Raw genomic sequence first — 26,153 nt, 5'->3', positions numbered from 1 at the left:
AGTGAGTAAGGAGTCATGACTTTTGCTTGTTCTCTTACTCCCTACTCCCTAGATTAATTGTTACCAGGGACAGTCAAAGTAGATGGACTATCGGCTGATGGTGTTCTACTGGGAGGCAAAGTGGGAAGTATTTGTCCCTGGGGTTGAACAGTAGTAGCCTTATTTTGCCTTTCTCTAAATGCCCTGGCGGCATCGTCTATTTGTTGACTCTTGCTATTAGGGTCAAATGAGCTATTTCCTAAGTTTGCCCTATGGATGAGGTCAAACATATTGAAATTGCCTGAATCGAAGTTAAGGTTATTATTTTGATTGTCTGAATTATTACCACCTGCATCTACTGTGCCGAGTTGAGCCAAGCTTGGCTGTGCGGTTAACAAGGAAGCAAAGCTGATTCCTGCTAAACCTACTAAGAGTCTGGTTACTGGTAAAAATAGTTTTTTCATGGGTTTTGACTCTAAAATTCCTCTAACACCATCCTGCTTTGATTTTAAGCAAGAGTCCGCCGTAGTTGGGGCTGAATACTCAACAATGCAACAAAAGCAAAGCTAAACAATATTAGCAAGGCTCCTCCAAAAGTGACATCACCCCAAGGTGCTTGCATGACCACATCACCCAATCCCCAATGACTGTGGAGATAGAGATAACGAATTGGTTCAATGGCGTAGCTGAGAGGATTGAGGGTAGCAACAACCTGCAACCACTGGGGCATAAAGGATAAAGGAGCGAGAGCCGTACTTGCAAAAAGTAATGGTAGGTTAGTGACAAAGATTACTGCAATTAATTCAATGTGTCCTGGTAGGGCAAAAGCCAATCCCAAGGAAATTGCTGTCACACCTAAAGCCAGTAGAAAGACAATTAAGGCGATCGCACCCAGTCCCGCTACATCTGGTAAGCCAGCACCCAGAAACGCTGCCGCACCAACGATTACAGCCGCTTGCAATAAACTTTGACTAACAATAAAAATGGCTGAAGCAAAGACAATAGAAAATCTGGATGCGAGGGGAGCGACTAATAACCGATTCAAAAAGCCGAACTCACGGTCAAACATTACAGGTAAACCAGCATTCAGCGCTCCGGCAAAGGCTGTAAAGACGATGACACCCGCAGCTAAAAATTGCCCGTAATTTGTCGTACTCCCAAATAAACCTTTAGGAGCATTTTGGAACAAAGCGCCAAATAACACTAACCACATTACAGGCTGAATAATCCCAGCTAATAAGGTGGAGGGACGGCGTTGTAATTGAATAAACAAGCGACGAGTTAACGCCAGGGTTTCCTGCACTAGTTCACCAAAAAAGTTAGGTGCAGTATTAACGTTAGCTTGCGGTGATGTGGCTGGTTGCCAATTGATATCTGATTTTGGGGTTACACTCATGGTTGTTAGTTGTCAGTTGTCAGTTGTCAGTTGAGTCATACCTATCTCATATTTTGCTTTTTCTCAGCCTTGGGATCGCGATTGGCTACTGCTGCTAATTCGGCATCTAGCAGGGTGCGTCCGGTAGCTGCGAGGTAGACATCATCGAGGCTGGGACGGGATTGGGCGATACCAAAAATTGGTAGGCTGGCGTTTTTGAGTGCTTGCTGGATGGTAATTAAAGCATCATTTTGTGGTGTTACTACCAGGTTCAGGGAATTGCCTTGAGCGTTGTTGATGATAACTTCCTTGACAAAAGGTAATTCTTGTAGTAAAGATTTAGCTTGTTCTGCTTCTGGTGTGGGAGAGAACTCGCGGATTCTTAAGGTGATGCGATCGCCTCCAACCCTATCTTTTAATTCTGAGGGTGTACCAACGGCAATCACTACACCACGGTCAATGATAGCCACGCGATCGGCTAGCGCGTCAATCTCTTCTAAATAGTGGCTGGTAATTACAACCGTTGTTCCCGATGCTCGGAGTTTTCGCAAGAATTCCCATACTACGAAACGACTTTCAATGTCAAGTCCTACCGTTGGTTCATCTAACACCAATACATCTGGCGAGTGCAGTAAGCCAGCCGCCAAGTCTAGGCGTTTGCGTAATCCACCAGAATAGGTTCCGGTTTTTTTGTTGGCGTACTCTTGTAAACCGAGTAAATCTAAAACTGTCTCGATTCGCTGTTTGGCTACGGCATTGGGGAGGTGATAAAGTGCTGCTTGTAATTGCAGCAATTCTTTTCCTGTTAGCACTTTATCTAAGGCGACTTCTTGAGCAACATAGCCTAGCCGTTGTCTAGCTACTCTGGGGTTATCCAACACAGAAATTCCAGATACCTCGATTTTGCCTGCATCTGGAGTGGTGAGGGTACACAAAGCACGTAGAGTAGTGGTTTTACCTGCACCGTTGGGGCCGAGTAAACCAAAGATTTCCCCTGGTTCTACCTGGAAAGAAACATCTTTGACGGCTTCAACGGTACCGTAACGCTTTTGTAGATTTTGAATTAAAACGGCGGGAGCCATGACAGCTAGACCCTAACTATACAATTCTCAACAATATCTATATATATTGTAGTTGAGTCGTGTTAGGTCAGGCGATCGCATGGCTACATATTGGCTATTTTATGAGTTGGCTGGAGATTGAGGGATATTCGCCAATTAGTTCACCAAATCGCTTGAGATGGAGAAATCCAAGAACGCCTCAGCTAATTCTTCTATTTGAGTAATTGATCAACTACGAATCTGCTGGTCTGTTTCTGCTGGAAACATTACCCAAGCAGCGTGTCAATTGACACAAAATGAGTCCTTATGGCTCTTTTTCTTTCCTCGTGCTTCTCATTTTTACAGAATGTCTCGGTAAATTACAAATTTCCGCCTAATTTTCTCTCTATTTAAAACAGATAAATCAAATTCTACATAGAAATATCTCTGAAATTATTGATTTCCAAAATAAACTATAAATGAGATGATCGATCCTTCTAAAATTCATATATCAGACTCCCAAAAAGAGATTATGTAGACTTGTTAAATCTCGTGTTAAAATGGAGAGTGAGGATAAGATTCGGTCACAATTTTTGTTGCTAATATTAACAGGCTTTTACCTTTTGTTATTGACAGGCTTGTCTCCGGAATTTCCATCTCTAAGCACTCATAATTTTGGAGACAACTTATGTCAGACTATATGATGTCTGTTATTTATGGAATCTAATAAGTACAAAACTGAGTACAAGTTTCATTCAATTACTATTGAAGAGGAACAATTAAGCGGAAAAGCTTATTACTACAAGATTTCTGGTGAATTATGTCACCATAACGGATTCGTTAATTCCATCTCTGAGGCTGAAAAGGAAGCTAGAGAGAAAATTGACGAAAAATTTCATCAAATAGATAGAAAATCCGCGCTACACAGATATTGTGTAATGCGTGACTTTGAAAGCTTTGTTGAATTGTTGAATCAACAAAAAGAAATGTCTCCAGAAATTACGTATCAAATAGCCTCCCAACTGGCTTTAGCTTCAACCTTAAAATATTTTACGAAAGAAGTATTAAGTAATGACATAAATACTTCATCAGACAATAGTCAAGAGCTAAACCCAGATAACTTGCAATAGAGTAGTTTTTGGGAAAATATTCTGGCGATCGCCCCAACTTCAGTTCATTACATTGATTTGGCTTTACCTTAACTCAACATCTTGCTCAAAAACAAAAATAGAATCATCTATGGTTTTTTTGTATTGAAAACCATAATCTAACAACGCTTGCTTTAAACTTTGCAAATCAGTTTCTTTGAGTAAATCTTTCTGGGGCTCTATCTCAATAGCATTATGATTGATTTGAAAACGGAAATGCTGTTTGAATTCTTGATAATCCCAATTTAATTTTCTCGCTGCATTTAGCTCGATAGCAGCCAATGTATTATCGAATTTCTGCGTAACCATAACTTAAATGCTCACTTCATCTTAACCACATTTTAACAATTGAAATCAGGAAAATCATTAATATAAAATATTTATAAATAGTCAAGAGTAAAAATAATTCATTTTACATTAAAAAAAATCAACCTTTTGGTAAAAGTCTTAACGAAAGTGATGAAGTAATATTTTATAGTAAACAATATAGATAGTACTGTGTTACCTTAGTAGTACTTGCAAGACAAGGCATTGAAAATTAGGAGGAAGCGATTATCGTAGTCCAAAAGCAGCTGATTAATTCCCAAATCAAGTCACCCCAGGTCTTCTTGATTGACCATGAGAATAACAATCGCGGTTTAATCGATACCTACGAAGCTCTACAATTAGCCCAGAGTGTAGAGCTTGACCTAGTTGTAGTTTCGCAAAGCAAAGACACTCCAGTAGCGAAGATTCTTAACTACGGTAAGCTACAGTATCAGAAGAAAAAACGCCAGGGCCAAAGTGCTAGACCCACAGTCAAAGAAGTCCGATTCCGCCCTAATGTTGGTGCGGCTGATTATAATTTACGTATTGAGCAAGCGCTTCAGTGGTTGAGTAAAGGTGATTCCGTTAAATTTGCTATTCGTTTACGGGGTCGAGAAAATCAATATCGAGAACAAGCCGGACAAATGCTAGAACGCATTGTGACTGATCTGAGTCAAGCAGGAAAAGTCCAGTCACTTGATAAACGCTCGCTCATTGTTCAAATTATGCCCGCTTAAAGCTTAAAATACTCTCAGCGCTCTATGCTTTGTTGCTAGAGCGCTAATTGTTCATTTTATGAGATTATATCTATTGAGGGATAAAAATCTTGTAATTAGCCTTAATGAAATGCTTATACCGTTTCTTGATGAAGATGCAATTTATTTTGTACTGTAGAGACGTTGCATGCAACATCTCTACATCATTTATTTGGCGCAACTTCATAGAGAATTGGTATTACGCAAGAACTAAAAGAAAAATTTATCTTTTAATTTCTTGTAATGTCTCTATTTCAAGATTTTTAGTAGTAAGTATCAAGAACTGATTAGAAAGTTCTTGAGCAGGTATCTGCGGTGAACAACTAACTGTATCAACACAGAACCAATCATAACTTTTATCTTCTTCTGTTTACAAAAATTTTAGTTTGATATTGGGAATAAAATTAATGCCTACTGATACAGTTGCTTACGTTCAAGAAAATGAATTTGATGCTGTTTTAAGTGAAGATAAAGTCGTTGTCGTTGACTTTACGGCTACTTGGTGTGGCCCATGTCGTCTTGTTAGTCCGTTAATGGATCAACTTGCTGATGAGTACAAAGGTCGCGTTAAAATAGTTAAGGTAGACGTAGACAACAATAAACCTCTGTTCAAGAAATTTGGACTTCGCAGCATTCCAGCAGTGTTAATTTTTAAAGATGGTGAGTTAGCAGAAAAGATTGTGGGAGTTTCTCCTTATGAGCAATTCAGTGCAGCTGTAGAAAAGCTTCTTTAGCTTGTTTTTGCGTAGTGTTGAAACAAGTACTGTGGTATGGACTAGGTATTATTAAAACCGTTCTATAATTGTTGTACTGAGCAGTAATTATTAATGAATTTTAATATTTACAAAAAAATATTAACACAGACAGAATAGATTGATATTCTGTCTTTTTTTATGAAGTTCGAGTTATCCCTTGAGCCTTTGTTTGGTTTGACGATCGCTCACCATAGGCGATCGCCAATTCTTAGTCTAGTTGGCAGAAACCTTGTCGCCTTCTTGGATACTGCTTACACAAAAGCTAATATGAGAGCGAATAGCTTGCTCATAAACCACAGTTTGTTTTGTACGTACTCCTACAGGCTGGTATACTAACTTAATTTCGGGAAATTCGCACCAATACATCAGAAAAATATCTTTCGCCGGAGTAATAATCTCGTAATTATTCTCTTGCTTTTTCTTTTTCATCTTGCAATTATTTAGTTGTAACTTCTGTCTAAATAGTTTTTCAAATTCGGGAATTATATTTGAAGTAGTTTCCATACTGTATACACGTTGAAACGCGTTATTAGGGCGAACTTTATCTGTTGATACTACTAAGTATGACATCTTTAGCTACTTTAAATTAAAGCCAATCATGTCAAATCTTTAGGTATTGAACAATTTATAACAACGATAGCACTTGCAGAGACGAAATATTTGTCAGAACTACCACCGCGATCGCTTCTAAATTTAGCACAACAGTTATTATGACAACTTTCCTCGTAGTTTTGTCGCTGCAAACTCAGACTATTTCGTTGGTTTGATAGTCATCCCCCCTTACATGATGAAAAACCTTACATAGTTACACTTCCCATTCCCCACAACTGTAACGTTCATTACCCCATTGATACTTGAGATTTTGATAGTATCAGCTTGTGACTTGTATCACCCTCTTAACGAAATAGGACTTACGCAATGAAATTCCTCGCTTTGGCAAGGTATCAAGTTTTTAAACACCTATACCTCGTTTGGTGAGGCTCACTAGCCGCCTATACCACCATACTCCTGGAATGCTTGAGCTTTTCGTTGCTATCCGTAAGTCCTCAAGAAACACCTGTTGGCTAGCGCAACTAATGTACATAGATGCTGATTGCTCATCAACTAGCAACACAAATTTTAAGATTAGGAGCAAGAATTCAAGCTGGGGTTGGGGAAAAGCGTTTTATTGTAGGGTTGATATTCCAATAGCTTTAATTTTGCCAATACATTTACAAGATGTGATGAACTAGAGACTTGTATTGGTATCAGTATTTTCGTTAAGCTGGCAACCAAAGATGCAAAATTAATGTCTCAATTGCTTATAAGCGTATTTTGACGATGTAGTCAAGAGTAAAGGGGAAAAAGTTAGTAGTCAAGAACTAGTGATCATTAACTTCCCAGAACAGCTTGACTTATTTTCGACCTCGTATCCCACTTGAATAAGATAAAAATGGCGAACAACGAAGAATCACGCGGTTTAAAGTCTCTATTTGATTGGTTCGCAAACCGACGTAAAGCGGGTGCAACCAACCCCGAACGCCAAGAACGCGAAATTGCCGATGGGCTATGGCACAAGTGTTCTAAGTGTGGTGTGTTGACCTATACTAAAGACCTAAGAGCTAATCAAATGGTCTGTGTTGAATGTGGACATCATAATCGGGTAGATAGTGATGAGCGCATCCGCCAATTGATAGATCAGAACACCTGGAGACCGATGGATGAAAATCTGCGGGCGACAGATCCATTGCAGTTCCGCGATCGCAAAGCCTATAGCGATCGCCTCCGGGAAATGGAAGACAAGCTTGGTTTATTAGACGCAGTTAAAACCGGGTTGGGGCAAATCAACAGTTCACCCGTTGCTTTAGCTGTGATGGATTTCCGCTTTATGGGCGGTAGCATGGGTTCCGTTGTCGGCGAAAAAATTACCCGCCTGATTGAACAAGCCACCCAGCGACGTTACCCAGTAGTCATCATCTGCACCTCTGGGGGAGCGAGAATGCAGGAAGGAATGCTTTCTCTGATGCAGATGGCTAAAATTTCCGCCGCTTTAGAACGCCACCGCGACGCGAGATTACTTTATATTCCCGTGTTAACAAATCCCACAACCGGCGGCGTAACGGCTAGTTTCGCCATGTTGGGAGACATTATTTTGGCAGAACCGAAAGCCACAATTGGTTTTGCTGGTCGCAGAGTTATTGAGCAAACCCTCCGAGAAAAACTGCCAGACGACTTTCAAACAGCAGAAGACTTGCTCAAGCATGGCTTTGTCGATGACATCGTACCTCGTACCCAGTTAAAAAACACCTTATCCCAACTAATTGCCCTACATCAACCCGTCCCTACAACCCCCCCTATGGTGCTGTGGGAGACGATGAGTCTTAGTTCCACAGCTGCTGAATAAATGGGAGAGTGGGGAGTTTTGACTGTTCATTGTTGAGTAGGAAATAATTACTTCCTTTGTCTCCCCAGTCTCCACTCCCCATCACTTCCCCGGTTCTTGGATAAAAAACAAGGGAATTAACGCTAACAGGCGCAATGCAGTAGATAGAACAAAAACTGCCAATAAGCCTCCATATTGGGTGAATTGGGTGATAAAACTACCTATAGTTGTGCCTACGGCACCACTGACACCAGCGACAGCAGAGGCGATCGCAAAATAAATGGACTGATTCCTTAATGGTGCAATTCCTAACTGCATATTGTTATTACATAAATCAATAGCCGCCGCAGTTCCGCCTAGTAAAATATGTAATAAAGGCAACCATAGCCAAATATCTAAAGTGTTAATACCAATTCCCAGCCATAGTAATGGTGTCAGCGCTACTAAAATTCCTATATAAATTAAAATACGTCGATTCCCGATTTTATCTGCTAACTTGCCCCACAAAATTAGCATGAGCAAATTAGCTCCCGCTAGGAGACTGCCGTAAATTGTCACCCAACTTACATCTAGATTTAATGTGTCTAGCATATAGAGATTGAAAAACGGGGCGCTAATATTTACAGCTAACATCCATAGACCAAAATAAACCAGAAACATCAGGAAATTTGAGTTTTTCCAAATGGTAATAGACTCAGGTTGTGGTGGAATAATTGTTAGTTGTAAGGTGGATGCAGATGTATTACTAACTTCATTCTTTTGAGGATATTGGACAACCTCATGTTGTAATTGCGGATTCACATCTATTTTGAAATATTGACACCCCAAGCTCAAAAACCCAAACAAGATACTGATCAAAAGTACTACGCCATAGCCTTGGATAGTTCCGCCATACCAGTGAGAGACAAGCAACCCAGCCAAGGGTACACAAATCAAATTAGTCAGGCTAGCTGCGCTATTACGTAACCCAAAATACCTACCTCGTAAGCGCCGAGGAACAATCATTGCTAGCCAACTTAACCAAGAAGCACTCCCTAATCCCCCCAATAAATTTGTGATTAATAGTATTGATAATGTCAATACTTCTAATTGTTGAGAATCGACATTTCCCCGTGTGAATAGAATTACCCCGATAAATAAAATCAGCCATAAGAACCGCGCCGTGCCAAAAATACACATGGAATATCGAAAACGGCTAGTGGTAAGTTCAGATAAGTAAGCTCCCAAAGGCTGAATTAAATTGACCAGCATAGGGATTGAAGACAACATCCCGAATACGATGGGACTAGCGTCCAACTCCACTAAGAAATTACTCAGCAAAATCCCACCAGTACCCAAAGAATAAACTGCTGCAAATACAGAATCGACAGTTGATGCTTTTAAACTAGTGCGAATTGCCTCTTTAGGAATGCGAATATTAGATTGATTAGCTAGAGTGAGTGTTGTCTCTGGTGGAGTAATCTGGAGAATTTCCGAATTTAGAGAAGTAGCCGTTTCAATTGGGACAGAATCCATAATTAAAAGAGTGATTTACCCTGGTACAAACAGGTAAGGGGTATTTTACTGAGTCCACACGTATCTTTACTTACATTTTTGTGTACTAACATGACCCTAAAGTAATAACCATAAGAATTCATACCTTGGTTGTATATTGCTCTTTTCCTGTATCTCGTAAAAAACAATTTATACATTGTTGGGATGTAGAAACAGAGTGAATAATGACTAAATGTTAGATTTGTCTAGGTTTAGGGAACAATGCTGTTTATGCTTGCAATCCCTTGGCTGAAGATAACGGCATGAAAGCGCCAATTGTCCAACAAATAAGATTTTGGAAATTATGTATTGTATTGTGCTGTGTTTTGTGCATATGTTTGGTGTCAATACCAGTATTTGCTAATAATTCCGCTTCCATTGATACCCTAAAACAGCAGCAGCAACAAATTCAGCAAGAAAGGCAAAATGTTGTACAAGAACGCGATCGCCTCACTAATCTACAACAAGCAGCGCAAAATCGCCTGACTGGTATTGCTAACAATTTGCAAACCACCAACAGTCAAATTAAAGATAGTGAATTGCGATTACAACAGGCTAGCCAACGCCTCCAACAGCTAGAGGCCAAATTAGCTGTGACGGAACGTGCTTATGAAGAACGTCAAGTTGCCACAGTAGCACGATTGCGATATCTCCAGCGATCGCCTCTCAATCAAGGATGGGCTGTTTTATTGCAAAGCAGAGATATCGGTGATTTTTTCAGTCGTCGTCATCAGTTGAAGTTAGTTTATCAGGCAGACCAGCAAATTTTGGCGAAACTCAGCACTCAAGCCAACTTGATTAATCAGCAGAAAACTAAAGTAGAGGAGCAAAAAAACGAAGTTGCTTTGATTCGGGAACAACTATTGACGCAAAAATCTGATTATCAAGCTCAAGCTCAATCTCAGTCAGAATTAATACAACGCTTAAGTAGCGATCGCCTGGCCTTAGAAGCCGCACAAAATCAACTAGAGAGAGATTCTAAAAACCTGGAAGGGTTAATTCAGCAAAAGGTAGCAGAAGCCAAAGCCAGAGAAGAAGCACAAGCCAAAACCAATAGCCGGACAAACATCATCATCAAAGGAACAGGGCTTTTTGCCTTTCCTAGCAGTGCGCCTACAAGTAGTCCCTTCGGTTGGCGCGTACACCCCATTCTCGGCTATCGCAGGTTTCACTCTGGGTTGGATTTTGCCGCTAGTTATGGCAGTACAATCAGGGCAGCCGATTCGGGAACAGTAATTTTTGCTGGCTGGTATGGCGGTTATGGTAGGGCTGTAATTATTAATCATGGTGGTGGGATCACGACACTGTACGGACACGCCAGTGAATTATATGTTGCCGAGGGGCAACCAGTACAACGAGGGCAGGCGATCGCGGCTGTTGGTTCCACAGGCTTATCTACCGGGCCACATCTGCATTTTGAAGTTCGTCGCAATGGCACACCAGTCAACCCAGGAGATTATCTTTAGCCCAAAATCTTCTGGAGTATGATATAATTAGCAAGTGCAAGGGCGCGTGGCTCAGTGGATAGAGCAACAGATTCCGGTTCTGTGGGTCGGGGGTTCAAATCCCTCCGCGCTCGTTTTTTCAGTTAACTAATTGTTTGTCCTAGTTGATAGATTTACCCTTGTGGTTGGTAATGGCTAATGGCTAATGGTAGAAATCAATTACCAATTAGCTATTACCCATTACCGCCCATATCATTAACTACTCACACTTCCGCCGGGTGATATTCCTGCTGTCTCTCTACGAAACTCTGCACACGGGAACGGTAATCCCGCACGGTCTCATCTACCCAATCGCGCTCGTGGCTATTTGCATACAAATGTACTAACGGTTCACTAGCATCTGGTAAAACTAACAGCCAACTGTCATCAAAAGGTTGGCGAATCTTCACACCGTCGATGAGTTCGAGGTTTTGGGCTGGGTGAGTTTCCACCAAGTAGCGCATCAATGCACCTTTAGCCGACCAGGGACAACGGATGGTGTGGGTTCTGTAAATCACACGGGGTAATTCTGATCGTACAGTAGCCAGCGATCGCTCTTGTATGGTTAACATTTCGATGATCTTGGCAATGCAGAACATGGAGTCAAACCCCGGATGCAGTTGGGGAAAGATAAAGCCAGTCTCGCCGCTACCACCTAACACCACATTGGGATTTTTCTGACAAGCTTCCATCAAGGCTGTCGCGTTGGCTTTGGTGCGAATAATCCTACCATCATGGCGACGGGCGACTTGTTCCACTGCACTGGAAGCATGAACCGGCACAACTACCGTTCCTCTAGGGTTGGAAGTCAAAATCATATCTACCATCAGTGCGGTTAATAATTCGCCGCGAATGGGGTAGCCTGATTCGTCAACTAAAATGAGCTGTTCGCCGTTAGCTGAGACTTGCACACCAAAATTAGCCTTCAATGCTTCCACCACATGACCTAACTGAGTCAGTAGTCCTTCTCTATCGGTTGTGGTGACAGCATTTTTATTTAAACTGGCGTTGAGGACTACTGCATCAGCACCAAATTTATCTAGCATTTGGGGTAAAACAGCCCCAGATACAGCATAAACATAGTCAATTACGACTTTTGCCCTGCTGTTGTGCAAGGTAGAAACATTCAACAGTTTCTCAAAAGCTGTGCAGTAGAGGTCAATAACTTGGCTGGGGTAAGCCACATCACCAATTTCGTGGGTTAAAGCCCGGCGCATATCTTCCTTAAAGTAAGCCCCTTCAATTTTCTTTTCTTGGGCTTTGGAGATATTAATTCCCTTATGATCCATGAATTCTATCAGGATATAGTCGGCGCGATCGGGGTGTACTCGTACATGAATCCCTCCCGCAACTCCCATTGTGGGTATAACAGTCCGGGCGATGGGGATGGCTGTTGCATCAAGATTTTGAATATCCACACCTACAGACATTAAACCTGCAATGAGCGATCGCGTCACCATGCGAGAAACATTACGTTGGTCACGGGACACAGTTACTTTCGCCCCAGGTTTTAAAGTAGAACCATAAGCAGCCCCTAACTTAACTGCAAACTCTGGGCTGATATCTATATTGGCTAATCCTTGTACCCCGCGTTGCCCAAATAAGTTTCGTTGGGCGGTGTTACCCCAAATCAAGTTGATGTTTAAAATTGCCCCTGATTCAATCTTTTTACTAGGCCAAACTCTGACACCGGGGCTAATCTGGGCTTCTTCCCCAACTGTGGACAAAGAACCAACTACAGAGGCTTCTAACACATGGGCGCGGCGGTCTACACGGGTTCCACGAGAGATTACACAAGCACTCAACTGGGCTTCTTCCCCAATAATTGCCCCATTCCACACAATCGGACGCTTGAGATTGGCATCAGCACCAATAGTGACATTATCTCCAATCACAGTCCCGGCTTCAATTTGCACTCTCGCACCGATACGGCAATTGTTACCTATCACGACTGGGGCTTCAATATGTGCAGAGGGGTCAATATAAGTATTTTGTCCTATCCACAAGCCAGGGGAATTTTCCCTGTAAGCAAAATCTAGTTTTACTTTACGTTCTAACGCATCATACTGAGCTTCCCGATAAGCATCTAAGTGTCCGACATCGCACCAGTAACCTTCGGCAACGTAACCATACATTGGCTCATCTTTGGCCAGTAGCAGAGGAAATAAATCTTTAGAAAAGTCGCATTCTGTATTTAGGGGGAGATATTCTAAAACTTCTGGTTCCAGAATATAAGTCCCAGTATTGACGGTATCAGAAAAAATTTCGCTGGTAGATGGTTTTTCTAAAAAGCGTTTAATTTTACCTGCCTCATCGGTGATCACGACACCAAATTCTATAGGGTTAGGAACCCTTGTTAAAATTAAAGTAGCTTTTGACTGTTTTTGTTTGTGAAAAGCGATCGCTTCTCCTAAATCGAAATCTGTGATGCTATCACCGCTAATTACTAAAAAAGTTTCATCCAGAAGTTCGGCGATGTTTTTCACACAACCTGCTGTTCCCAGAGGCTGGTCTTCTTCAACAGCGTAGGTCATCTGCACCCCAAAATCACCGCCATCTTGAAAATAGTCTCGCAAGACATCAGGTAGATAATGCAAGGTGGCAATAACTTCTGTGATGTGATGTCTTTTGAGGAGATTAATGATATGTTCGGCAATTGGGCGATTGAGGATCGGTACCATTGGTTTTGGTAGATCGCAAGTTAACGGGCGAAGTCGCGTTCCGGAACCGCCTGCCATCAGCACTGCACGCATAAATCCTCCTTAACTTTTTGCAGCATTAGCTGCGTTTAAACCCGTGAGAGTATATTGTGTTTTTATCTAGTTTCCTATGGATACTGATATTTGAAACACCCCCGTAAGAAGCATCTGACATAACTAAGCAAAAGTACTTATTATGCTGGTTTGGCAATAACCTTCGGTCGGTCGAAACGCCATTGCCACAAGTGCTTATGTTATACGGGGGTCTGGACTGAATCAGTTTATTTATGCTAGCTACCAAAAACTGAAGAAGCAACCAAGTGGAAGGAAAAAGTAATATAGAAACCAGGTTAGTTTTGTTTAGCTGTGATGATGCGATTTCTTTTACTCATAATATTGTTCTATCCTGACAATAGATGTTCTTATGAGTTGATGGAGAAATAGGGGTAAAATCTATAACCTCATGAGGAAATGTATCATGAAACAACACTGATTTTAAAAAATACTACGACAGATACATTTGCATCAACCATCTATGGAAAGTTGAGTCATACTGGGATTAATGTGGATAATTTATCGCTTACATACTGCGGAAATATTGATCTCAAATTATATCGTTGATTAGCGGAGTTGATGGTAATGGGAAAACTAATTATTTTCGGATTAATTGTGATTTATATCGGTGGTGTGTGGAAGTTCTGGAATGGTTTTTCGAGGACAAATTTCACCCAATCTTTGCCTAATAAGATTGGTTTAGCTTTGCTTTGGCCAGCTTTATTTGTTGCTAATAGTTCTTATCGGCGTAATTTTAGGAAGGCATTGAAAGGTTAGAAATCATTTTCAATTAGGAAAGTTAAATTTAGACGATGGCGTTCTGCCCACGTTAGGTAATTACTGGCGATTTGGTCGGAAACAATCGTATTTTTATCACGAAAAACCCAAAACCCATCCATTTGCGGATGGGTTTTTATTAATAGGTGATAGGTAATTGGTAAGAGCGCCTACTACCCATTATCTATTACCTATTATCTTTAAAATTATCTTCTGCGCTGGTTATTTCGCCAGATATTGACTGCTGCACCTGCGCCTGCGCCATTGATAACGTTGTTCAGAGGTCTTCTGCAACCACCAGTAATCGCGCCAGTTAACACACCAGCACCACCACCTACAGCTACGTCTTGTATCACACTACGGTTTCTGGTGTTTCTCCTCAAACCATTTGCGCCATTAACAGCAGCACCAGCCGCCGCACCCTTAGCAGCATTATCTAACACTGAACCACATCTGGTGAATACTCCAGTTAAGATACCAGCCCCGGCTCCAATAGCTGCATCTTCTACTACTCTGTTATCAGCAGCCGCAGGTTGTAAAGGAACCAAGGTGATACCTGCTAAACTTGCAGCCATAAGACTGGGGACAAGTGTGCGTTTTAGCATTAGTTTCATAATTTTCCCTTCTCAAAACATCCACAATTAGAGCATACTTATGCTGATCTCTGTCACAGATGTCGTCGGTTTTCCTAGTTTTATTGTAGACAACTGCAACAGTCTTTGTATATGACTATGGTCATAATTACACTAACAGAGTAAGTATTTTATCTACTAAAAGCAGCAATATTTATTCTCTATTCAGAAAATTTAATTGAGTGCTTCCCCACAAAATAGCGTCTCATCACCATGCAGTTAAATATTCTAATCGCTGAAAAAGTTTTATATATGCTGTCAACAACTTGACGGGAAAATGCTACTTCCTTTAACTAGTTTTATACATTTCACTATTGACTTTTGTTCCTAAAAGCTCTAGATTCTTTTATCGGGACAGTTGAAATTTATTTGCAAAAATACTGCAAATAGTTCTTGATGGAGATGTGCAAATGAGTGTAGGCCAAAAAGGCTTGTTAGGTGCTGGCGCGGCATTGATGGCGCTGATGGGTGTGGCAGTTACTACCGTTAGTGGTATCCAAGCGACAACTGCTAATTCTATTTATAATCAACAAGCGCCGCGCTTACTTGCCCAAAAACTGAAGACTTTAACAGTAATTTTTCCCAGTCGTTCTGATTCGACAGATTTGCAATCTAAGGCAGATGCTGTAGCAGCTTTTTTATCAAAGGATTTGGGTATTCCTGTCAAAGCACAGATAGGTGATGATACTGCGGCAGTGGAAGCTTTAAGAGCGAACCGGGCTGATGTGGCTTTTTTGAGCAGTCGTCCAGCGTTGAAAGCTGAACAATTAGCAAATGCTCGTTTGTATCTAGCAGAAGTACGTGATACCTATTCTGGCAGATTCACTTATAATTCAATCTTTGTCGTCCGCAACAGTAGCCCATTGAAATCCAGAAATAATGCCAAAGCCACACTAGAACAGCTACGTGGCAAAAAAATGGCATTTACATCTCCCACCTCAGGTTCAGGATTTATTTTCCCAGTTAGTGAATTAGTTAAACAGGGGTTTGTCCCTGACCGCGATCGCCTTGATGGTTTCTTTGGTCAAATTGCCTATGGTGGTAACTACAGCAAAGCATTACAAGCCGTAGTGCGCGGTCAAGCGGATGTGGCTGTTGTCTCAGAATACGCCATGTTTCCACCGTACATTACAGCAGAAGAAAAAAATCAGTTGCGAGTACTGTATAAAATTTCTGGTGTACCCGCTCACGGTATAGCCATTGACGATGACGTTGCTGCACCCGATAGAGAAAGAATTATTAATTCTCTACTTAAGTTAAATCAGTCACAAAATAACTCACTGCTACGTAACTTGTACAACTCCACCGAATTAGTGAGAGTAGATCACAGTCGTCACTTAGCACCAGTTCGGGATGCTCTTAAACGCGTTGGCATCGAACCATAAAATTTAGTGCTGTAAGCACTAACAAGGGCGTTCAGCCCATCAAGAGTTATGAGTAACTGAGTTTTTAATTCAAGCACTCTTAACTCTTAAATTTTATACTCGTAAATTGATGAAATCGACCAAGGCAGAGGATGAGTGATTACGTAATTGAATGTCACAACTTAGAGACAGCTTATGTTGGCTCTTTGAATCGCCCCATCCTCAACGAGATTAGTTGTCACATCAAACAGGGTGAATTTGTTGTACTGCTAGGACTCAATGGAGCTGGTAAGTCTACGTTATTGCGATCGCTGGTTGGGTTAGTGCCATTAGTCAAGGGAGAAGTCCACATCAACGGCGTAGCAATGAATAGCCGCATACTTCCCCAAATTCGCCGTGATGTAGGAATGTTGTTTCAAGGCGGTGGTTTGATTCCCCAGTTATCAGCCATTGAAAATGTATTGTGCGGTAGACTTGGCACGAGAACAACTTGGCAGACATTATTTGGCTTTCCCAAACGCGATCGCCTATTGGCATTAGAATTACTCGAACAGTTGGGTTTAAGAGAGTTAGCTTACCAAAGAACTAGCAAACTCAGTGGTGGACAACAACAAAGAGTAGCGATCGCTCGTGCTTTAATTCAATCACCGCAAATACTCCTAGCCGATGAACCCACAACGGGATTAGATGTCATCGCCACCCAACAAGTAATGGAGACCTTAGCGGAATTACACACCCAGCAAGGTATGACAGTTGTCGCAGTTCTGCATGATTTGGGAATGGCTGCCAGATATGCCCAACGAGCGATCGTTCTAGATGCCGGACGCATTGTTTACGAGGGTTCCTGCGATAACCTGCAAGCACAGTTTGTGGTAAATAGTCAATAGTCAATAGTCATTCTTCTTTGCCTCCCCTGCTTCCCCTGCTTCCCCTGCCCCTGCCCCCTGCCCCCTGCTCCCCTGCCCCCTGCCCCCTGCTCCCCTGCCCCCTGCCCCCTGCCCCCTGCCTCCTGCTCCCCTGCCTCCTATATATGAGTTATTTACCACTTTCCAAACTCCTACGGCGCTACTCTTGGGTAAGCTCCCTCATCATCTTATTAATTGCTTTTATAATTTACACTTGGGCTTTGCAAGGACTGAAAGTTGATTTCGCCCTTTTGACATCTAGCGCCCCTTACATTGCTGATTTCATCTCACGGTTATTTCCTCCTGACTTCACAGTTATTGATATCGCTGTTAAAGCACTGATAGAAACCGTACAGATGTCCCTTTGGGGGACAACCATCGGTGCTATTATCTCAGTGCCAATAGCCGTCGCTAGCGCTAGTAATGTTGCACCTAGTTGGCTGCAATGGTTGGCAAATCTGCTGCAAAATGCGGTGCGTTCCGTTCCTTCAATTATTCTGGGGCTAATTTTTGTTGCCGCCACAGGCTTAGGCGCACCCGCAGGCACCCTAGCCTTGAGTATATACACAGTTGGTTACCTAGCAAAGTTTTATCAACAAGCGATCGAAGCAGTCCAGCCTCGTTCTTTAGAGTCTCTGCAAGTTATAGGCGCATCTCGATTCCAAATTGCTCAGTATGGAATCCTACCCCAAGTGTTGCCTCTAAGTTTGGGCTATACCTTATGGATGTTTGAATACAACATCCGCGCCGCTTCTGTTTTGGGTGTGGTTGGTGCAGGTGGGATTGGCTTTCAATTAAAAAGTTACATTGATGGGTTTGAGTACAATAAAGCCACAACTATGATGTTAGTACTGTTGGTAGTTGTGACTGTAATAGATGGCTTCAGCAGCCAGTTACGCCGCCGCCTTGAATCGATGTAAAACGTAAATTGGTAATGGGGAATGGGTAATGGGTAATGGCAAGAAATTTATTCTCAATTACCAATTACCCTAAATCAACGTGAGTTCAACAAGTCTTTTTTGACCTCTCCCCCAACCCCTCTCTCTTGAAAAGTTCTGAGCGCCGGAAGCCGGCGCTCAGACTTTTCGCTCCGACGCGGAGAGGGGAGTAAAGACCATGACATATTGACGTTTTAAAGCCTCTCCCCGCGTCGGGGAGAGGTACCCTGCGGGAAGCAAGCTATGGAGAGGGGTTCTTCCAAATTTATAGAACTCACGTTAAATCAGGAAAAACCTCTTGTACAGCTGGGTGTACAAGGCGATGATTCTGCACATTTAAACCCTTGGCCAGTGCTTGATTCACTTCCAGCGCTTTGAGTCCTTGATTTGCCAACTGTACAACGTAAGGTAATGTACTATTGTTAAGTGCTTGAGTGGCTGTCCAAGGTACTGCACCTGGCATATTAGGAACGCCATAATGCACTACGCCCTCTTCAATGTAGATTGGGTTAGTGTGGGATGTGGCGTGCAGTGTTTCCACACAACCACCTTGATCTACAGCCACATCAACTATTACCGAACCTGGGTGCATTTGTTTAACTAATTCACGAGATACTAGAATTGGCGCTCTGCGTCCTAGTACCAAAACAGCACCAACAAGTAAATCTGCTTCTTTAACTGCGGCTTCGATATGGGCAGAACTGCTGTAAAGTAATTCAACTCTAGAACCAAACAAAGTTTCTAAATAAGATAAACGTTCAACATTTACATCTAATATTTGTACGGCTGCACCCATACCTACAGCAATTCTGGCAGCTTCCGTACCAACTACACCACCGCCGAGAATCACTACTTTTCCTGGTTTAACTCCAGGGACACCACCCAGCAGTACACCTCTACCACCTTGTTGGCGTTCTAAATAGCGTGCGCCAAATTGTACTGCTAACCGACCGGCAATAATGCTCATGGGGGTCAGTAGTGGTAGTCTGTTAGCGCCTGGTTGTTCTACGGTTTCGTAAGCGATCGCACAAATGCCAGAATCAATTAAATGCTCTGTTAATTTGCGATCGGCCGCTAAATGCAGATAAGTAAACAATATCTGCCCTTTTTGTAAAAAGTTGTACTCACTCGTCAGTGGTTCTTTAACTTTGACTACTAACTCTCGACTCCAAACTGCCTCTGCTGTAGGGACAATATCCGCTCCTACACTGCGATATTCATCATCTGTAAACCCAGCACCGCTACCAGCTTGAGTCTGAACAAAGATACTATGACCATTTTCCTTCAACACCCGCACGCTAGAAGGACTTAAGCCCACCCGAAATTCTTGATCTTTAGTTTCTTTAGGAACACCGATTTCCATTTAACGCCTCTGATAAATTTTTTGTTTAATTTAGCCTGCCAGTATCAGACTGACACTTCCGTATTGTGGATATCTATCTACAACATTAGTTTGCCCAATCCCAATATCTAAGCCGCAAACTCTTACCCTTGACTATTGCCCCAGTGCTTCTACAATATATAAAGATTAATTACAATTTGTTAAAAAATCATTGCGTGGCTTCCGAAATAGGAGCTACTGGATTTTTCGACTTAACCTTGGCGTTTTCGCCTTGCAATTAGCTCAAAACTCGTTATTAAGTCCCGTTTGCCGAAAAGAGGTTTTTCAAAATGTCCCAAACACAGCCAACAGTCACACCCAAGCTAGAAGAGCCAAAATTTGGCTTCAATGAATATGCAGAACGCTTGAATGGTCGCGCTGCAATGATTGGTTTTCTTTTGATGGTAGTCATTGAATATGCCACCAATCAAGGTGTCTTGTCCTGGCTCGGACTTAAGTAATGTGGAGTGGGGAGTTCTGAGTCGTGAGTGGAGAGCTAGAATTTTTTCCTCTCTCTACCCCCTATCTCTTAGGGACTTCCAGAAAATAAATTATCCAATATTAAGCGATGTGCGACTTATTTTTGAAACCCCTCTCCAAACCTCTCCCCGAAGCGGAGAGAGGCTTTGAATCTTACTCCCCTTCCCTCGCAGGGAAGGGGTTGGGGGTTAGGTTTGAGAAAAAGTTGCACAAAGCGTAATATTGATAGCAAAGACGATGAGAAGATTCTTTCTCCCCCTGCTTCTCTCTACTCACCAAAGCGATTGGATATTTTTTTAGTTGGAAGTCCCTTACCTCCTACCCGACTGAAACCAATGTTAAAGTTGTAAGCTAGTAATTAGCAGAGTTAGAGCCAGCTGGAGTATCTAGCTGGTTTTGACTTTATTAACTTATAGTGAACTACCTCAGACAACTTGCCTGATATAACTATGAGGCACACCGAAGAGTGTTAGTAATATCTTAAAACTTGCCAAGTCTTCATGTAAGGGAGTGAATTACTACACGGAAACCCCACTGAAAAAATTATAATCTTTACTTAAAGATGCCTTTGATTCAGGATAGTAATTCTCCGGTAAGGTATTCTTGGTAAATTTACACAAAAGGTTATCTGGACAAACCAAGCTGTGATGAACGTTGTATTACCTCGTTTTTTGAAGTCAGCCTACAGAAAGGAACCAGTCATTAGTGTGTTAATCACAATGGGTGTGGTAGATGCGCTAATTGGTGGGTTAGATGATAGCTGGTCATTATTTGCTGTTGGTTTGGGAACAGCAGGTGTCAGCCTCGCTTTTAAGTTGTGGCGTAGTAGTCAGCAGCGCTCTCCTGTTATAGAAGAGCCTGTAGTACAACATTACTTGCCCCCTCGCTCGTCTAGTCCGACTCTGCCGATGCTGAGTGTGCAGAAGAAAAAACCACCGTATTAGGGAATACTGAGTTAATAAGTGTTGAGTCTGCACTTGACTAGTATTTGATTAGGTGTATTTAAGCCAGGTGAGGAAAAACAGTGAGGAGCAAGCGAACAGGAGGGACGTACTTCATGGTACGGCCATACTTGATATTACTATTTATGGGGGTTGTGGCTCTGCCTGTGAATCTAGGGTCAGGGCTAAGGGTAAATGCGGCGGATACGGTGCAAGTTACACCCAACCCAGAACCAACAACAGGATTTACCAATCCTAGACTCCTGCACAGCCTCAACGCCCATTCAGGGAGGGTAAAATCTTTAACTTTTAGCCCAGATAGTCGGACTATCTTCAGTGGAGGGGCTTATAATGATGGCATTATTCGGCTGTGGAACTCAACAACTGGTAAAAGAGTAGGAACCATCAACAAAGCGCAAAAAAATGCGGTGGAGTCTTTAGTGATTTCCCCTGATGGACAAACTTTAGCCAGTTCTGGCAGTGACAATATTATTAATCTGTGGAATCTTAAAAATAATCAATTTACACGCTCATTTGTAGGACATACCGCTAGTGTCATGTCCTTAGCTGTATCTTCAGATGGTAAGGTTCTTGTTAGTGGTGCTTTAGATGGGATTCGGGTGTGGGATTTGCTCCAACAACGCCCATTATCTACTTTAGTGCGCTTTGATAATAGAATTGATGCCCTGGCAATGAGTTCTGACGGTCAAACTCTGGCTAGCGGTGACACAAAAGGTGTAATTAAACTGTGGAATTTAAGTACAGGTAAATTAATTCGGGAATTTACAGCCCATTCTGGTACAGTTACGGATATTGTCTTTACACCAGATGGACAAAATTTAATTAGTTGCAGTAGCGATCGCACTATTAAAGTTTGGCATATCCCATCCGAAAAACTCAGCCGCACTCTCACAGGTCATAATAATTGGGTAAATGCGATCGCTATTAACCGCGATGGTAAAACTCTGGCTAGTGCTGGTAGAGATGGAATTAAACTCTGGGATTTATCGACTGGTGAGTTATTAAATACACTGATTGGGCATAGTGATTGGGTAAGTGCGATCGCTTTTAGTCCAGATGGTAAAACTCTTGCCAGTGGAGGATTTGACGGCAGAATTAGTATTTGGGGTAATCCACCAGTTACAGTTCGTAAGTAACAATTCAAACTTAAAAATCATCATTACGACATCTATTTGATTTTTGCATTTAATCACCTTGAGGATAGTCGTTCCACAAGGTGGTAACTTCCCGTAAACTTTGATGATTACCATTGCCCAAAATCAAATGATCTAACAAGGGAATCCCTAAAAGTTGCGCTCCTGCTAATAATTGGCGCGTCAACTCTATATCTTCTGGGCTGGGTTCCACGTTACCGGAAGGGTGATTATGGGCAACGATAGTACGTGTTGCACCTTGACGGATGATTTCCCGAAAAATTTCGCGCGGAGAAGCTAAAGTTTCTGTAGCTGTGCCAATGGTAATTACCTGTGTTCCCAGTAAACGATTTTTGACATCTAATAGTAATACGGCAAAGCGTTCTTGATTCTGCCACATCAAATCTTGACTCAGCGCCGCCACCGCAGCCACGGGACTATCAATTGGTGTTTTATCTAAGGGACGGAATTGAAAGGTGCGTTTACCCAATTCAACCGCCGCTAATATACTTGTGGCCTTTGCTGGTCCAATTCCGGGGATTTGCATTAACTCAGCCGGAGTAACTTCTCGCAGAACTGCCAATGGGTCACGCTGATTTTTACCCAACTCCTGCAACAGATATTGCCCTAAACCAACGGCTGAGAGTTTGCCAGGCCCTTGACCAGTGCCTAAAAGAATTGCGATTAATTCGGCTGTGGCTAAAACTTTTGGCCCGTGTGTCATTAACCGTTCACGGGGACGCTCATTTGTGGGTATATCGGCAATTCTCAGGCAGTAAGTCATAGGATAACTGGGACAATAGTCACTATAGATGCAACTATCTTTAGTTATCCCTTGTTTACGTTCACAATTACCCTAGCTTGAGAAAATTTTTAATTTTTAATATGTTATGTACTAGCTGCCAAATTTTTTTAAACGTTCATACCGAGCGAAAATATCATTCGTAATGTTAATTGCTGTCGGATTATGACTTGCTAAACACAAAGCATAAAGCACTGAATTAGTTGAGTTTTTCATGAGAACTGGTTTACTAACGTGGGGAAAAAGTGAACTCAGTTGCTTTGTATACAAACTTGCCAACCATTCAGCTTTGATAGTTTCACGACTTAAGGCTGGTTCTTGTTCTGGAAATAAACTTAGTTGAACAGGTGGTTGATATATCTGATTAATCCAATCGGTACTACCCATCACCTTGTTCAATTGCTCTATTACTTCTGGGTCTGGAGATTGATCTCTAGGCAGCAAACGAGTAACGCCCATAACAGAGAAATTGACAAAGATGTCACAAGTTCTAGTATTTGCTAATTCCCTAACTGTATCCCAATCAATTTGCAGCCCGTAAGGATCTAAAAAGACAAATGCCCGTGTCTTTGATTGATAAGGAATTCGAGGAATAATTTCGTTACATAAAACCTGATTACAGTTTCCTTGACTTATCTCAATTGCACAGTGCGGAAACTCTTCACGAAGTTTTTCAACTCGCTCTACTCTTCGTGGTGAAATATCTATAAACCAGTAACCATCAAATTGAGGTTCTGTCTGTAAAGCCCTTAAAGGTGAACCATCAATATATCGTTGCTCATCTTCTTTAGCTCTAGGCCTAATAGATCCAGCAAAAGCATCAATGTAGTAGTAAGCTCTGAGCCAGCTTTTCTTTTGCTCACTCATGATCACGGAGTAAGCCTTAAGATATTTTGCTAGTAAATCTAATTTTTCCTCAGACCAAATTCCTATGATGTCCTCACCTTCATTCCCCAGCCGACTCATTATGAACTCTCTCTTATTTAGTGGACATTAGATATTTCTGCTCTAACTCATGCAATTTTGGTTGCCCATGAAATTTTTTCTGCCATTTGATAATGTGCTTTCTCCAAGCCTTTGGCATCTCTTCCCAGGTATGGTCATCTAGCATTCTGCCACCAGCTTTTGAATGTTTCCCTCCCCACTGTTTGAAAAAAAAGGCAACTTCTGCTTCTCTTGTTTGTTGCAAAATCTCTCGAATCCATTCTGGTTTTACAGGTCGATGGTTGTACCCAGATTCACCACCAACAATAACCCAATCGATATTTTGCAAATCTAAGTTCAGTGATTCCAGTAAAGGTTCACATGAAAGAAATCGAACTGCTGCTGGCACTTTTCTTAGAGCATCTATCCTGTAGGTATATCGTTGACTTTCCACGGATACACCCATCCATATATTTTCAGTCCATTCGAGTTTAGGCGCTAAATCTACTAAGTTTTCCTCTCGCTTTGTCAAAATTTGATAGATATGCCAAGGAGTTTCACGCATAATGCTAAAAATTTCTTGTAAAAATGAAAATGGCACATCTTCATGAAATAAATCGCTCATTGAGTTAACAAAGATACGGCTAGGAGTACGCCATCGCTTTGGTTGTTCCAATCTTTCTGGATGTAGGTTCAGCTTAAAACCTGTAGGAAAACTCTGAGGAAAACGCTCAGTAAGTGCTTCAGCATAGCAATAACGACAACCCGGACTTACTTTGTCGCAACCAGTAGTTGGGTTCCAGGTTTTATCAGTCCATTCGATACCAGTATGAGTGCTTGACATTTAGATACTATATGTCTTTTCGGACTAGTCGTAACACTAGCATAGTACAAAGGATCTATGTTTGATAGACATCTTGATTTTTACTGATAAATTTGCGTTGCCTTGAGCATATGGTAGGTGATGATTAACTGAGTCAGGGCGAGGGGGTAACTTTGTAGTGTTTCGCCAGTTGTCCCCGCAATCTTGCCCAATTCTGGGTTACTTTCGCGATCGCATACACTACTTAAGTAAGGCATATCAGAACAGAGAATATGCTCTAATTTATTTACCTGTTCTAAGGTAGCGTGACCATCAACTTCTAACACATCAACTGGTTTACTCATATCTCTGTCCAATCCCAGGCGAATAGCTGACACAGAACTACCATTAGTCAAATTAATAATGGAAGTAAAATCTGGGTGGGGAATGGTAGGACGCAATACTAAACGCACGTTGAGATGTCCGTTGGTTTCATCTCCATCCTCATGAGGTGGATAGAAACTGACAACAATATCAGACCATTGTCTTTGGGGGCGAATAAATTGCTCTGAATCTGGTTCGCGCTTTTCTAATTCTGCTAAAACTTGTTCGGGAGTGTAGCCGCGTTTTTGCGTGTCGCGTTTCACTTTCCATTTAGCACGGAGGTTCTCTGGAGGAGCGAGGTAAACTTTCACATCGTAACAGTCACGGGCGGCGCGAGTAGAATAACCAAGTAATCCCTCGATAATGACGAATTTATTGGGTTTTATATATTGGGGCGGCTCAAAACTTCCGGTTTTATGACTATAAACTGGTTTAAGAATTGGTTGTCCTGTGCGTAGCAGCGATAGATGCTGCTGCATAATATCTAAATGGTTACAATCGGGGTGGAGAGCTGTAATTCCTATTTCTGCACGTTGTTGGCGATCATACCGATGGTAATCATCTGTGCATATGAGTGTAACATTTTCTGGCCCCAGTACCTGAGCAATGCCCCTAGTTAGTGTAGTTTTACCAGCAGCACTATCACCAACAATACCAAGAATTATTGGACGGCTCATCATATCCCCCCGATACAAGTAACTATAGTAATAAATTTTCAGAGAATGTTTTTTTATTTTAGAAGGGATTGTGTCAAGTCATTTAATTGCACACATTTGTGCAACATCTCTATACATTTAGAAAGAGGATAATTCTTAATTGCTTGCACAATTACACCTAAATTCCAGTAGTATTTAGGGACTTGATGTTGTAATCAAGTATTCAACATCTAGAAGTCAGCATAGATAGTATTTTGATATTCTTATTGCCATACTTGAGCATCAATAATCCCTAAGTCAAAATAAATTAAGTCTTTGATATTCCAGCTTCATCCTTTTAATCAAATCAGATTGATGATGACTTAATGATTTTCCTGGGTTCTGGATACTGACTCCTGCATTCTTAAATATGTAAAATACTGGCTAAGTATCAGAAATTTTCCTACTTTTGAGGCATAGCCAATCAAGGTCAATCATATCTACTATGACGGCAGTAGATACAGTCAAGAACTATTGCATAACA

General features: G+C 41.7%; 26 protein-coding genes and 1 tRNA gene. 13 read left to right on the top strand and 14 right to left on the bottom strand.

Features of this window, described 5'->3' with window-relative positions; translation table 11 throughout:
• Window positions 1–53: 53 nt before the first annotated feature.
• The 4 genes from GSQ19_RS06125 to GSQ19_RS30515 all read right to left on the bottom strand — a co-directional run bounded on the left by GSQ19_RS06125 (window position 54) and on the right by GSQ19_RS30515 (window position 2,631).
• Window positions 54–443, bottom strand: a complete 390-nt coding sequence (locus GSQ19_RS06125; RefSeq protein ID WP_011317082.1) for a hypothetical protein — start codon at window positions 441–443, stop codon at window positions 54–56.
• A 44-nt stretch (window positions 444–487) separates the two neighbouring features.
• Complete coding sequence (locus tag GSQ19_RS06120) at window positions 488–1,375, bottom strand: ABC transporter permease (protein ID WP_011317081.1); 888 nt, start codon at window positions 1,373–1,375, stop codon at window positions 488–490.
• Between the two features lie 41 nt (window positions 1,376–1,416).
• Window positions 1,417–2,436, bottom strand: coding sequence for a daunorubicin resistance protein DrrA family ABC transporter ATP-binding protein (locus GSQ19_RS06115; RefSeq protein WP_011317080.1), 1,020 nt, complete (start codon window positions 2,434–2,436; stop codon window positions 1,417–1,419).
• A gap of 135 nt (window positions 2,437–2,571) precedes the next feature.
• Window positions 2,572–2,631 (bottom strand): hypothetical protein, encoded by a 60-nt coding sequence (locus tag GSQ19_RS30515; protein ID WP_430382015.1) that lies wholly within the window; start codon window positions 2,629–2,631, stop codon window positions 2,572–2,574.
• 479 nt (window positions 2,632–3,110) lie between these two features.
• Here GSQ19_RS30515 and GSQ19_RS06110 point away from each other — a divergent pair, with 479 nt between their 5' ends.
• A complete protein-coding gene (locus GSQ19_RS06110) occupies window positions 3,111–3,524 on the top strand; it encodes a hypothetical protein (RefSeq protein ID WP_011317079.1) in 414 nt (137 codons plus the stop codon).
• Between the two features lie 63 nt (window positions 3,525–3,587).
• Here the strand turns inward: GSQ19_RS06110 and GSQ19_RS06105 are convergent, their stop codons facing one another.
• The gene (locus GSQ19_RS06105) at window positions 3,588–3,851 is read right to left on the bottom strand and encodes a hypothetical protein (protein ID WP_011317078.1); all 264 of its coding nucleotides are present in this window, start codon (window positions 3,849–3,851) and stop codon (window positions 3,588–3,590) included.
• Between the two features lie 299 nt (window positions 3,852–4,150).
• Between GSQ19_RS06105 and infC the strand changes: the two genes are divergently transcribed.
• Window positions 4,151–4,585 (top strand): translation initiation factor IF-3, encoded by a 435-nt coding sequence (infC, locus tag GSQ19_RS06100; protein ID WP_011317077.1) that lies wholly within the window; start codon window positions 4,151–4,153, stop codon window positions 4,583–4,585.
• A 425-nt stretch (window positions 4,586–5,010) separates the two neighbouring features.
• Window positions 5,011–5,337, top strand: a complete 327-nt coding sequence (gene trxA / locus GSQ19_RS06095; RefSeq protein ID WP_011317076.1) for a thioredoxin — start codon at window positions 5,011–5,013, stop codon at window positions 5,335–5,337.
• 234 nt (window positions 5,338–5,571) lie between these two features.
• Here trxA and GSQ19_RS06090 read toward each other — a convergent pair whose 3' ends face one another.
• Window positions 5,572–5,862 carry a hypothetical protein gene (locus GSQ19_RS06090; RefSeq protein WP_041456566.1) on the bottom strand — a complete coding sequence of 97 codons (291 nt, stop codon included), beginning with the start codon at window positions 5,860–5,862 and terminating at the stop codon, window positions 5,572–5,574.
• 928 nt (window positions 5,863–6,790) lie between these two features.
• Here GSQ19_RS06090 and accD point away from each other — a divergent pair.
• Complete coding sequence (accD, locus tag GSQ19_RS06085) at window positions 6,791–7,741, top strand: acetyl-CoA carboxylase, carboxyltransferase subunit beta (RefSeq protein WP_011317074.1); 951 nt, start codon at window positions 6,791–6,793, stop codon at window positions 7,739–7,741.
• A gap of 81 nt (window positions 7,742–7,822) precedes the next feature.
• On the opposite strand, the gene GSQ19_RS06080 is transcribed toward accD, so the two are convergent.
• Complete coding sequence (locus tag GSQ19_RS06080; protein WP_011317073.1) at window positions 7,823–9,235, bottom strand: MFS transporter; 1,413 nt, start codon at window positions 9,233–9,235, stop codon at window positions 7,823–7,825.
• A gap of 281 nt (window positions 9,236–9,516) precedes the next feature.
• Between GSQ19_RS06080 and GSQ19_RS06075 the strand changes: the two genes are divergently transcribed.
• Both GSQ19_RS06075 and GSQ19_RS06070 read left to right on the top strand, forming a co-directional pair.
• On the top strand, window positions 9,517–10,719 hold the full coding sequence (locus tag GSQ19_RS06075; protein WP_011317072.1) for a murein hydrolase activator EnvC family protein: 1,203 nt from the start codon (window positions 9,517–9,519) through the stop codon (window positions 10,717–10,719).
• A 40-nt stretch (window positions 10,720–10,759) separates the two neighbouring features.
• Window positions 10,760–10,832: transfer RNA gene (locus tag GSQ19_RS06070), tRNA-Arg, on the top strand.
• Window positions 10,833–10,961: 129 nt separating this feature from the next.
• Here the strand turns inward: GSQ19_RS06070 and GSQ19_RS06065 are convergent.
• The gene (locus GSQ19_RS06065) at window positions 10,962–13,490 is read right to left on the bottom strand and encodes a mannose-1-phosphate guanyltransferase (RefSeq protein ID WP_011317071.1); all 2,529 of its coding nucleotides are present in this window, start codon (window positions 13,488–13,490) and stop codon (window positions 10,962–10,964) included.
• A gap of 585 nt (window positions 13,491–14,075) precedes the next feature.
• Here GSQ19_RS06065 and GSQ19_RS06060 point away from each other — a divergent pair.
• On the top strand, window positions 14,076–14,267 hold the full coding sequence (locus GSQ19_RS06060; protein ID WP_011317070.1) for a hypothetical protein: 192 nt from the start codon (window positions 14,076–14,078) through the stop codon (window positions 14,265–14,267).
• 206 nt (window positions 14,268–14,473) lie between these two features.
• On the opposite strand, the gene GSQ19_RS06055 is transcribed toward GSQ19_RS06060, so the two are convergent.
• Window positions 14,474–14,881, bottom strand: a complete 408-nt coding sequence (locus tag GSQ19_RS06055) for a hypothetical protein (protein WP_011317069.1) — start codon at window positions 14,879–14,881, stop codon at window positions 14,474–14,476.
• A 428-nt stretch (window positions 14,882–15,309) separates the two neighbouring features.
• Here GSQ19_RS06055 and GSQ19_RS06050 point away from each other — a divergent pair, with 428 nt between their 5' ends.
• The 3 genes from GSQ19_RS06050 to phnE all read left to right on the top strand — a co-directional run bounded on the left by GSQ19_RS06050 (window position 15,310) and on the right by phnE (window position 18,088).
• On the top strand, window positions 15,310–16,284 hold the full coding sequence (locus GSQ19_RS06050; RefSeq protein WP_011317068.1) for a phosphate/phosphite/phosphonate ABC transporter substrate-binding protein: 975 nt from the start codon (window positions 15,310–15,312) through the stop codon (window positions 16,282–16,284).
• A gap of 131 nt (window positions 16,285–16,415) precedes the next feature.
• Window positions 16,416–17,150 carry a phosphonate ABC transporter ATP-binding protein gene (locus tag GSQ19_RS06045; RefSeq protein WP_011317067.1) on the top strand — a complete coding sequence of 245 codons (735 nt, stop codon included), beginning with the start codon at window positions 16,416–16,418 and terminating at the stop codon, window positions 17,148–17,150.
• Window positions 17,151–17,293: 143 nt separating this feature from the next.
• Window positions 17,294–18,088, top strand: coding sequence for a phosphonate ABC transporter, permease protein PhnE (gene phnE / locus GSQ19_RS06040; RefSeq protein ID WP_011317066.1), 795 nt, complete (start codon window positions 17,294–17,296; stop codon window positions 18,086–18,088).
• A gap of 292 nt (window positions 18,089–18,380) precedes the next feature.
• On the opposite strand, the gene ald is transcribed toward phnE, so the two are convergent.
• Complete coding sequence (gene ald / locus GSQ19_RS06035; RefSeq protein WP_011317065.1) at window positions 18,381–19,469, bottom strand: alanine dehydrogenase; 1,089 nt, start codon at window positions 19,467–19,469, stop codon at window positions 18,381–18,383.
• A gap of 308 nt (window positions 19,470–19,777) precedes the next feature.
• Between ald and GSQ19_RS06030 the strand changes: the two genes are divergently transcribed.
• The 3 genes from GSQ19_RS06030 (at window position 19,778) to GSQ19_RS06020 (ending at window position 22,065) form a co-directional block, all read left to right on the top strand.
• On the top strand, window positions 19,778–19,948 hold the full coding sequence (locus GSQ19_RS06030) for a chlorophyll a/b-binding protein (RefSeq protein WP_010996510.1): 171 nt from the start codon (window positions 19,778–19,780) through the stop codon (window positions 19,946–19,948).
• A gap of 666 nt (window positions 19,949–20,614) precedes the next feature.
• Window positions 20,615–20,911 (top strand): hypothetical protein, encoded by a 297-nt coding sequence (locus GSQ19_RS06025; protein ID WP_010996509.1) that lies wholly within the window; start codon window positions 20,615–20,617, stop codon window positions 20,909–20,911.
• Between the two features lie 113 nt (window positions 20,912–21,024).
• Window positions 21,025–22,065, top strand: coding sequence for a WD40 repeat domain-containing protein (locus GSQ19_RS06020; protein ID WP_011317064.1), 1,041 nt, complete (start codon window positions 21,025–21,027; stop codon window positions 22,063–22,065).
• A 49-nt stretch (window positions 22,066–22,114) separates the two neighbouring features.
• On the opposite strand, the gene radC is transcribed toward GSQ19_RS06020, so the two are convergent.
• The 4 genes from radC to GSQ19_RS06000 all read right to left on the bottom strand — a co-directional run bounded on the left by radC (window position 22,115) and on the right by GSQ19_RS06000 (window position 25,651).
• A complete protein-coding gene (radC, locus tag GSQ19_RS06015; RefSeq protein WP_011317063.1) occupies window positions 22,115–22,846 on the bottom strand; it encodes a RadC family protein in 732 nt (243 codons plus the stop codon).
• Window positions 22,847–22,957: 111 nt separating this feature from the next.
• Window positions 22,958–23,830 (bottom strand): three-Cys-motif partner protein TcmP, encoded by an 873-nt coding sequence (locus GSQ19_RS06010; protein WP_011317062.1) that lies wholly within the window; start codon window positions 23,828–23,830, stop codon window positions 22,958–22,960.
• A gap of 13 nt (window positions 23,831–23,843) precedes the next feature.
• Entirely contained in the window at window positions 23,844–24,632 is a 789-nt protein-coding gene (locus GSQ19_RS06005) for a DUF5131 family protein (RefSeq protein ID WP_011317061.1), read from the bottom strand.
• 80 nt (window positions 24,633–24,712) lie between these two features.
• A complete protein-coding gene (locus tag GSQ19_RS06000) occupies window positions 24,713–25,651 on the bottom strand; it encodes a phosphoribulokinase (RefSeq protein WP_041455902.1) in 939 nt (312 codons plus the stop codon).
• Window positions 25,652–26,153 lie beyond the last annotated feature (502 nt).

The organism is Trichormus variabilis 0441, from assembly GCF_009856605.1.
Lineage (GTDB): Bacteria > Cyanobacteriota > Cyanobacteriia > Cyanobacteriales > Nostocaceae > Trichormus > Trichormus variabilis.
Note: the sequence above shows the minus strand (reverse complement) of the source record. Positions and strands in the feature narration are given on the sequence as shown.

Excerpts from the sequence above, each read along its gene's own strand:
- GSQ19_RS06125 (WP_011317082.1), bottom strand. The coding sequence starts at position 443 with ATGAAAAAACTATTTTTACCAGTAACCAGACTCTTAGTAGGTTTAGCA.
- GSQ19_RS06120 (WP_011317081.1), bottom strand. The coding sequence starts at position 1,375 with ATGAGTGTAACCCCAAAATCAGATATCAATTGGCAACCAGCCACATCA.
- GSQ19_RS06115 (WP_011317080.1), bottom strand. The coding sequence starts at position 2,436 with ATGGCTCCCGCCGTTTTAATTCAAAATCTACAAAAGCGTTACGGTACC.
- GSQ19_RS06110 (WP_011317079.1), top strand. The coding sequence starts at position 3,111 with ATGGAATCTAATAAGTACAAAACTGAGTACAAGTTTCATTCAATTACT.
- GSQ19_RS06105 (WP_011317078.1), bottom strand. The coding sequence starts at position 3,851 with ATGGTTACGCAGAAATTCGATAATACATTGGCTGCTATCGAGCTAAAT.
- trxA (WP_011317076.1), top strand. The coding sequence starts at position 5,011 with ATGCCTACTGATACAGTTGCTTACGTTCAAGAAAATGAATTTGATGCT.
- GSQ19_RS06090 (WP_041456566.1), bottom strand. The coding sequence starts at position 5,862 with ATGGAAACTACTTCAAATATAATTCCCGAATTTGAAAAACTATTTAGA.
- accD (WP_011317074.1), top strand. The coding sequence starts at position 6,791 with ATGGCGAACAACGAAGAATCACGCGGTTTAAAGTCTCTATTTGATTGG.
- GSQ19_RS06080 (WP_011317073.1), bottom strand. The coding sequence starts at position 9,235 with ATGGATTCTGTCCCAATTGAAACGGCTACTTCTCTAAATTCGGAAATT.
- GSQ19_RS06075 (WP_011317072.1), top strand. The coding sequence starts at position 9,517 with ATGAAAGCGCCAATTGTCCAACAAATAAGATTTTGGAAATTATGTATT.
- GSQ19_RS06065 (WP_011317071.1), bottom strand. The coding sequence starts at position 13,490 with ATGCGTGCAGTGCTGATGGCAGGCGGTTCCGGAACGCGACTTCGCCCG.
- GSQ19_RS06060 (WP_011317070.1), top strand. The coding sequence starts at position 14,076 with ATGGGAAAACTAATTATTTTCGGATTAATTGTGATTTATATCGGTGGT.
- GSQ19_RS06055 (WP_011317069.1), bottom strand. The coding sequence starts at position 14,881 with ATGAAACTAATGCTAAAACGCACACTTGTCCCCAGTCTTATGGCTGCA.
- GSQ19_RS06050 (WP_011317068.1), top strand. The coding sequence starts at position 15,310 with ATGAGTGTAGGCCAAAAAGGCTTGTTAGGTGCTGGCGCGGCATTGATG.
- GSQ19_RS06045 (WP_011317067.1), top strand. The coding sequence starts at position 16,416 with ATGAGTGATTACGTAATTGAATGTCACAACTTAGAGACAGCTTATGTT.
- phnE (WP_011317066.1), top strand. The coding sequence starts at position 17,294 with ATGAGTTATTTACCACTTTCCAAACTCCTACGGCGCTACTCTTGGGTA.
- ald (WP_011317065.1), bottom strand. The coding sequence starts at position 19,469 with ATGGAAATCGGTGTTCCTAAAGAAACTAAAGATCAAGAATTTCGGGTG.
- GSQ19_RS06030 (WP_010996510.1), top strand. The coding sequence starts at position 19,778 with ATGTCCCAAACACAGCCAACAGTCACACCCAAGCTAGAAGAGCCAAAA.
- GSQ19_RS06025 (WP_010996509.1), top strand. The coding sequence starts at position 20,615 with ATGAACGTTGTATTACCTCGTTTTTTGAAGTCAGCCTACAGAAAGGAA.
- GSQ19_RS06020 (WP_011317064.1), top strand. The coding sequence starts at position 21,025 with ATGGTACGGCCATACTTGATATTACTATTTATGGGGGTTGTGGCTCTG.
- radC (WP_011317063.1), bottom strand. The coding sequence starts at position 22,846 with ATGACTTACTGCCTGAGAATTGCCGATATACCCACAAATGAGCGTCCC.
- GSQ19_RS06010 (WP_011317062.1), bottom strand. The coding sequence starts at position 23,830 with ATGAGTCGGCTGGGGAATGAAGGTGAGGACATCATAGGAATTTGGTCT.
- GSQ19_RS06005 (WP_011317061.1), bottom strand. The coding sequence starts at position 24,632 with ATGTCAAGCACTCATACTGGTATCGAATGGACTGATAAAACCTGGAAC.
- GSQ19_RS06000 (WP_041455902.1), bottom strand. The coding sequence starts at position 25,651 with ATGAGCCGTCCAATAATTCTTGGTATTGTTGGTGATAGTGCTGCTGGT.